Raw genomic sequence first — 5,413 nt, 5'->3', positions numbered from 1 at the left:
GATTATCAAGAAATAGAGCGATGGTGGGAAATCATTTTCTCTACTTACTTCATGATCAGTCTGCAATCAGAACCATTCAAAAGATTGAGACATTACCAGAACGATAATACTTCACATGAAACAGATTCTGTACCTGATGAAATCACAGATAAGTTCTGTTTACATTCATGGTGGCATCATGAAACAAGTTGGAAAAGTACTTTGAATAACCTCCGTCTCATCATACAGCCGAAGATATTTTTTTGTTTAATTTCTCCTTGGCTTGAAGTATTTCGCATCCCTGATTTAGTCAAAGGTTTTTTAGTTTTAACCAGGATTATGAATGAGTTCAAACCTTATCTTCCTGATGGATAAAAGTACAATTAAAAGATTTTTACTTCAGGAGAGTGACAGAAAAGGGTTATACCAATTCTCCATGAAGATACACTTAATATTTATTAAACGAACCGCAAAGTACGCAAAGTACGCAAAGAAAGAGATCAGTTGAGGATTTCATTATTAAGTGCAAGTTTACAGAGAGTTGGTGTTAGGTAACAAATCTTTTCCATGTTTGGTGCTGAGGGAGCGCGATCTTCTTTTTGTTGGGGCTAACTTGAAAGCTGGCAGCTAAGTTAAAGAAGCATAAAGCAATGGGCGATTTCTCTCAAGTTACTTGTACTATAGGCATAACCAAAGCTAAAAGCTAGAATTTCAGCCTTTTTAAATTCTCACAATTCTCTGCAATTTGCATAAATTTACTTCAAAGAAGTGTGAAATTTATAGTGGTTCTTGTTTAGATGCAAAACGAGTAAACGCTGAGAGATTGCAAACATAAAAAATCTTGAAAAACTGGAATTACGAAAATGAAGTACTTATTTGTAATTTGGGTACTTGTATTATCATTAGTCATTCCCAGCGAGGTATTTGCCCAAACAAAACAGCCTGATAATTTGATATCTGGACTGGGAACACATCACCATGCTGTTTCTACCAGTAATCCCGAAGCGCAAAAGTTTTTTGATCAGGGATTAAATTTAATTTACGCTTTTAATCATGATGAAGCGGTACGTTCTTTTAAATACGCTGCCGAACTTGACCCAAAACTAGCAATGGCATATTGGGGAATTGCCCTTGGTGTAGGAGCAAATATTAACTTAGATATAGATCCTCAGCGAGAACAAGTCGCCTATCAAGCCATACAACAAGCTTTAGCACTATCCCCCCAAGCACCACTTTCAGAACAAGACTACATCGCTGCTTTAGCAAAGCGCTACTCTAATAATCGAGATGCAGATTTGCATCAATTGGCAGTAGATTATGCCAAAGCTATGGCAAATCTAACTAAGCGCTATCCTGATGATTTAGATGCAGCAACACTTTATGCTGAAAGTCTGATGGATTTGCATCCTTGGCAGCTCTGGACTAAACAAGGTAAACCACAGGGCGATACGGGAGAGATTGTAGCTGTTTTAGAATCGGTCATGCAACGCGACCCCAACCATCCGGGAGCTAATCATTATTACATTCATGCTGTGGAAGCGTCGCCTTTTCCAGAACGTGCCCTCCAGAGTGCGAAGCGATTAGAAACCCTAGTTCCCGCAGCCGGACATTTGGTACACATGCCTTCCCACATTTATTTTCGTGTGGGAGATTATGAAGGGGCAATGCTTGCAAACAAGCGGGCGATCGCTCAAGATGATATTTATCTGCGTAATCATCAAGTCGAAGGTATTTATCCTTTGATGTACTACAACCATAATGTGCATTTTATGATGATAGCTAGCAGCATGGCAGGCAGATATCAAGATGCTCTACAAGCTGCCGATAAGTTGGTGACAAATGCTGCCTCTATTGACCCATATTTACCCATGCTTGAGGGATTCTTAGGCAACAAAATGCTCATTCAGACACGGTTTGGTGATTGGGATAGTGTTTTAAAAACTCCTGCTCCTGATGGCAAATTACCTACTACTACAGCACTCTGGCATTTTACTCGCGGTATGGCCAATGCAGCTACAGGCAAACTGAAGGCTGCAAGAAATGAAAGTCGTGCTTTGCTAGCCGCCAAACAAAAAATTCCTGCTGGGGCTACTATTGGATTTACCCCGGCCAATCGTATTCTAGATATTGCGGCAAAATATCTGGATGCCAACATTGCCAAAGCCAATCATGACTATGACTCTGCGATTAATTTATTACAACAAGCAGTCATAGCAGAAGATGCCCTTGATTATGTAGAACCACCAGACTGGTATTTTCCTACACGAGAAGCACTGGGCAATGTGCTATTGGCTAAGGCTGATTATACAGAAGCGGAGAAAATGTTTCGAGCCGATTTAGAAAAGTATCCCCATAATGGACGTTCTTTATTTGGCTTGCAGGCAAGTTTGCAAGCACAGGGTAAAGATAACAAAAAAATAGGATTAGAGTAGTTTTGGAGCAGTAATTTTTTGTAAAAATATAGACAAATACTACTGTAATTGCCAGCGCAATCAAGGTCATCATTCCGATTTTGCTGTGCAGTTCGTTCTAAGCACCTTTTAAAAATGAAAAAACGTTTATCTGACTGGATGAATAAGTTATCTCGTGTATTATTAGTAGCAATAATTACCACGGGCTTTCTATTTACTACTTATGCAACAGCACTTGCGTTGAGTAAAGAAAATAATGTTCATTTGAGCCATAATGCACAAACAGTAATAAGCAATTCTCAATTAATTCCTACCACAAGTATATGGGACAAAAAAACTGAATCTTATTCAGGAAACCGAGAAATTACAATTTATCGCAGTCCGTCTTGTGGCTGCTGTGGAGCGTGGATTGAACATATACAAAAGCAAGGATTTAAAATTAAAGAAGATATCAAAACTGAAGAGATGGAGGCAATTAAACAAAAGTACAACTTGCCTCAAGATTTAGCATCTTGTCACACGGCAATTATTGATGGCTATGTAATGGAAGGACATATACCTGCCGACGATATTAAACGTTTTTTAAAACAAAAGCCTCAATTTATAGGTTTAGCCGTGCCGGGAATGCCTTTAGGAACGCCAGGTATGGAATCAGGAAATATAAAACAGCCGTTTACAATTATGGCGTTTGATAAAAAAGGTGAAGTGGAAGTTTTTAAAGAGTATCAATCTTACTAATTTAATGATAAATTATGACCAAAATAAATCGCCGTCAATTTGTCAGCCTTATTGAGCGCGATCGCCTTGATACCCAGGGCGAACGCATCTAAAGTACTCTCAATGGCAAACAAGGTTAAGATCTGATAAAAAAATTAATATTTCTGGTTTGATTTATTTCCCAAGCCTGGAAGCGATTGCTTTATTATGCTTACTGCTTGGAGGTGAATGAGTATTCATGCCAATCGCTTAGGGGGCGATACCCAATCGCTTGATAAATATGATTGGCTGTGGGATTGGCTAAATCTGCTATGAGGAAACAATGGCGGCATCCCTGGTCTAGCAGTTTTTGGCTTAATGCAGCGACACAGGTAGTGGCATATCCTTTACGACGATACTCTGGTGGTGTATAAGCTAAATTGATCCGACCAATTGTAGGTAACACTTGTTTACTAGACGCAACTGAAACTGGAGTGCTATCAACCCAAAAATAAGTATTCTGCTGTTTCAACCGATTATCTACCTGGTGTTCGACATCTTCGCTCACCGCCTCATCGATCTCAGATAAAAATGCAGAAAGCCACTTAATCAAAATAGAGCGATCGCCTTCAGTTGCCAGTCTAAGATATCCTCTGGCCGTTGAGACTGTTTGCACTGCCATTAATTGGTAAATTTTCATTACCACCGACGGTTGATAGAATTGTCCTGTCAGGGCTTGCCAAGTCTGCGAGAATATTTCTGCCTCAAAAGCCAGTCCCATACTTCCTGGCAGTTGCTCTTGACGCAAATCTTGAGCAATTAACCGCAAGGCATCCATATTTTTGGCTTTGGATAGGATCAATTTTTGGGGTGGGGTGCGGATGGCAACAGCCAGAATCTCACCACTTGTTTGGACAATTGCTAAATAAGGCTTGCCTAGATAACGTTCTGGGTTATGCAACAAGGTATGCGAAATACTGAGCAAAACATTGTTTTCTACCTGATGCTGGAGTAAGTAAGCCTGAGTGGAGTGCCAGAACTCCTGAATGTTGTCGAATCGATGTAGTTGCATAATTTGCCTGACTCACGAACCAAGAAAAGAGTTGTGTTATCTACAGTAAACCAATAACTATTTAGAAAGAGTTTTAGCTTTAGCGTAAACTAGCCTGTCAATAATTTAGTTATAATTGTTACTTATTTTTAGGGATAAGTTTACTTATTCATGGCTGAATAGTTAGCTAATTTATCCTTAGACAAGAGTTCTTTCATTAGAGATAAGCTAATTTACGTGTTAGCCAAAGAATCAATTTATTCTGTTTATCTGTTTTGTCAAATTTTGCACTTATATAAATGATTTTGAAATCCTTATTAGTTTTTGTTAGGAAATAAGGTGCGTTTCCCCTGCCTTGATACCCAAGTCCAATTAAATATAAGTGCAATACAATACAAAAAACGCCCCCCGTTACCGGGAGGCGTTTTTAATTTAGCTAGGACTTAAAGATTAGCCGTTGATTGCAGGTGCAGTTAAAGCAACAGGAGCAACATCACCAGCAGCCAAGTCTAAGGGGAAGTTGTGAGCGTTACGCTCGTGCATTACTTCCATACCCAAGTTAGCGCGGTTGATGACATCAGCCCAAGTAGCGATGACGCGACCTTGAGAATCAATTACTGATTGGTTGAAGTTGAAACCGTTGAGGTTGAACGCCATTGTGCTGATGCCCAAAGCGGTGAACCAAATGCCTACTACTGGCCATGCAGCCAAGAAGAAGTGCAGTGAACGGCTGTTGTTGAAGGAAGCGTATTGGAAGATTAAACGACCGAAGTAGCCGTGGGCAGCTACGATGTTGTAGGTTTCTTCTTCTTGACCGAACTTGTAACCGTAGTTTTGTGATTCGGTTTCGGTGGTTTCACGTACCAAGGAAGATGTCACCAAAGAACCGTGCATTGCAGAGAACAAAGAACCGCCGAATACACCAGCCACACCTAACATGTGGAAGGGGTGCATTAAGATGTTGTGTTCTGCTTGGAACACGATCATGAAGTTGAAGGTTCCGGAGATACCCAAGGGCATACCATCAGAGAATGAACCTTGACCAATTGGGTAGATCAAGAATACTGCGGTAGCTGATGCCAAAGGCGCTGAGTAAGCTACACAGATCCAAGGACGCATTCCCAAGCGGTAGGACAATTCCCACTGACGACCTAGGTAGCAAGCGCAACCGATCAAGAAGTGGAAAATTACCAATTGGTAAGGGCCACCGTTGTACAACCACTCATCTAAGGAAGCTGCTTCCCAGATTGGGTAGAAGTGCAAACCGATAGCGTTG

Annotated in this window: 4 protein-coding genes and 1 pseudogene; 3 read left to right on the top strand and 2 right to left on the bottom strand. The window is 40.5% G+C overall.

Annotated elements, in window-relative coordinates:
* From I8751_RS18415 to I8751_RS18405, 3 genes and pseudogenes are all read left to right on the top strand, one after another.
* A pseudogene (locus I8751_RS18415) lies at positions 1-354 on the top strand (IS701 family transposase); the annotation flags it as partial.
* Between the two features lie 488 nt (positions 355-842).
* The gene (locus I8751_RS18410; protein WP_214440571.1) at positions 843-2,411 is read left to right on the top strand and encodes a tetratricopeptide repeat protein; all 1,569 of its coding nucleotides are present in this window, start codon (positions 843-845) and stop codon (positions 2,409-2,411) included.
* A 114-nt stretch (positions 2,412-2,525) separates the two neighbouring features.
* A complete protein-coding gene (locus I8751_RS18405) occupies positions 2,526-3,128 on the top strand; it encodes a DUF411 domain-containing protein (RefSeq protein WP_225894236.1) in 603 nt (200 codons plus the stop codon).
* A 190-nt stretch (positions 3,129-3,318) separates the two neighbouring features.
* On the opposite strand, the gene I8751_RS18400 is transcribed toward I8751_RS18405, so the two are convergent.
* Both I8751_RS18400 and psbA read right to left on the bottom strand, forming a co-directional pair.
* On the bottom strand, positions 3,319-4,158 hold the full coding sequence (locus tag I8751_RS18400; protein ID WP_214440570.1) for a GNAT family N-acetyltransferase: 840 nt from the start codon (positions 4,156-4,158) through the stop codon (positions 3,319-3,321).
* A 429-nt stretch (positions 4,159-4,587) separates the two neighbouring features.
* On the bottom strand, positions 4,588-5,413 hold an 826-nt coding region (psbA, locus tag I8751_RS18395), incomplete at its 5' end, for a photosystem II q(b) protein (RefSeq protein ID WP_214440569.1).

The organism is Atlanticothrix silvestris CENA357 (genome assembly GCF_016056295.1).
GTDB classification, from domain to species: Bacteria; Cyanobacteriota; Cyanobacteriia; order Cyanobacteriales; family Nostocaceae; genus Atlanticothrix; species Atlanticothrix silvestris.
The sequence above is the reverse complement of the archived record's forward strand: the minus strand, read 5'-3'. Positions and strand labels throughout refer to the sequence as shown.